The sequence below is a fragment of the Moorena sp. SIO2C4 genome (assembly GCF_010672485.1).
In the GTDB taxonomy this organism is placed as follows: Bacteria; Cyanobacteriota; Cyanobacteriia; order Cyanobacteriales; family Coleofasciculaceae; genus Moorena; species Moorena producens.
Map to the genome: position 1 here is coordinate 1 of NZ_JAAHGN010001112.1, position 2,398 is coordinate 2,398.

1 protein-coding gene is annotated in these 2,398 nt (G+C 45.3%); it reads right to left on the reverse strand.

The window, feature by feature from the left end:
* Positions 1-460: 460 nt before the first annotated feature.
* Positions 461-2,386 (reverse strand): caspase family protein, encoded by a 1,926-nt coding sequence (locus F6K20_RS34360; protein WP_008191607.1) that lies wholly within the window; start codon positions 2,384-2,386, stop codon positions 461-463.
* Between the last annotated feature and the right edge of the window lie 12 nt (positions 2,387-2,398).

The window sequence follows — 2,398 nt, forward strand, 5'->3', positions numbered from 1 at the left end:
TGGTTAGTTGGTTGAAGGTTAGATGGTTGAAGGTTAGTCGGTTGAAGGTTAGTCGGTTGAAGGTTAGATGGTTGAAGGTTAGATGGTTGAAGGTTAGTTGGTTGAAGGTTAGTTGGTTGAAGGTTAGTTGGTTGAAGGTTAAAGATTGAAGGTTAGATGGTTGAAGGTTAGATGGTTGAAGGTTAGTTGGTTGAAGGTTAGTTGGTTGAAGGTTAGTTGGTTGAAGGTTAGTTGGTTGTTCGCCTTTGGCGTCCGAAGTAGGGTAGGTTGAAAATTAGAGCCTTAACAACTGAAAGCCGGATGTATAATTGGGAACCTGTAACTGGCAACTTGTAACCTTCAACCTGTAACCTTCAACCTGTAACTGCCAACCTATAACCTTCAACCTGTAACCTGTAACCTGTAACCTGTAACCTGTAACCTGTAACCTGTAACCTGTAACCTGTAACCCAAATCACTATCAAGGTCTACCTTGCTCCCATCTAGCGATCGCTTCTTGGGCAGCCTCATAGTAAGGGGTATCTTGTGGGACTAATTTTGCTGTGTTAATCGCGGAGAGAAACTTGCCTCGCGAGGCACGGGACTTAGCAATCCGATAAATCTTATCGCTAGCTTGAGCAATTAACGCTTGTGCTGTGGCATACTTCGGTTGACCCGGTGGAATCTTACGGAGGGTTGCGATCGCACGATTATAACTAGATGCTTGATTGCGTTGGACTTGTTTGATGGCTGTTTGGATAATCTGTTGATTCTGCGACTTCTGTTGGGAGAGAATCTGCCACTGTTTAATGGCATCCTGAGCCAAAGGATAAACAGAAGGGTTATCTTTAGGAACTAGTTGGGCAGCTGCGATCGCTCCTTCAAAATCACTTTTTTTTGCCCGTTTGTTGGCTAGAGCCAGAATTGACTGACTCCAACCAGTGATATATTGTTGTGTCTGCTCATAAAGAGGATCCCCAGGTTTCACCTGACGGGCAATTGCGATCGCATCGCTATACACAGATGCCTGCTTCGGTTCAACTAACTGTCTTGCCTCGTCCAAAGCTGCTTGATTCGCCTTAATCCCACTCGGTTCCCGGGATTTCTGTGGTTTAGTTTCCAGGGATTTACTCTTGGAATTTGGCAAGGGAGCTGGAGTTGCCTGGGATGTTGACCCTGCAGGTAATGTTACTGGGGAATTCCTGACCTTGGTAGTTTCTGGTAATGTGGTAGTTAATGTGGTCGTCTGTGTGTTTTTAATCATCTGTTGACTAATTAAGCCTTCCTGGTTACGGACAACAGTTAGGCTTACTAGTCCTAACAACAAAGCTATACCACTACCCCAAAACAACCATTCTCGCCATGACGATAACTCTTCTGTATCAGTTTGAGGCTGGCTGTCTGAATAAGAAACTAAAGCTACTGAGTTAGATGACTCCTGGTTTGAGCTGTCAGTGTTAGTGGGTAAAGACCGATTCGGGTTTTGCTTTACCACCGATAAAGGTTTTTTCGTAAATTCACTCTCAAGGTGCGCTTTCCAATGGCCGGGGAACCCGGCCTTGGGTCGCACCTCAAGATTATTCCCATCTTCAGAAAGAACTACCTCGGTAGCTTCTGAGTCAGTGCTTGGGTTAGCCCATTGATTTTCTGGTGGTGAGCTTGCCCCTTCAGGCCAAATTTGTTGTTGTCGATACTCCTGTAAAGGAATCACCGTCAGAGGAATCTGAACTGGTCGCCAATGGTGTTGGCTCAACTCCGGTAGCCGCTCCTTGAGATACTCGTCAAGATTCTCAAGGGTAATGTCAGTATGATAGTAACCCAGTGCTTCTAGAAGTGCTGAGGTGAATAAGCCATTCCCTAGAGCCGCAGCTTCGTGAGAAAACTGGTTGAGTTGACTAGAAAGTACCAGGGAAATATCCATTTTGTAGGCTAATTCCACTGTTTCAGCACCAACCGGTTCACCAGATGGCATTCCCGGTGAGCGGTTTATGTCTAACAATACCAGGATTTTATTGCCCCCCATAGTCTTGAGAGAGGAAAACAGGCATTCTATTGGTATACCTGTTCCTGGAATGTCATCTGGGTTGCCATCAATCGGCATGAGGTAGTCAACTTTATCCCAACTGACCCCGCAGCCACTGAACAAGAACCAACGCCAACTTTCTGGAGAACCTGGACTCTGGCGAATCCTGTCGAGACATCTTAAAATATTTTCTCGGTTGGGGTAGGTTAAAAAATCATCAATCGGTGGTGAATTATCAGTTAATAACAGAAACTCATTGGGTTGCAGATGAGCTTGGTCTACAAAAAACCCTTGTAGTCTTTGAGCGTCTGCTTGACCATAGTTCAGAGGTTGTAAGAACTGATAGCGGTTGATGCCAATTGCTATACCAGCGTAATTTGCCATTTACCCCATACC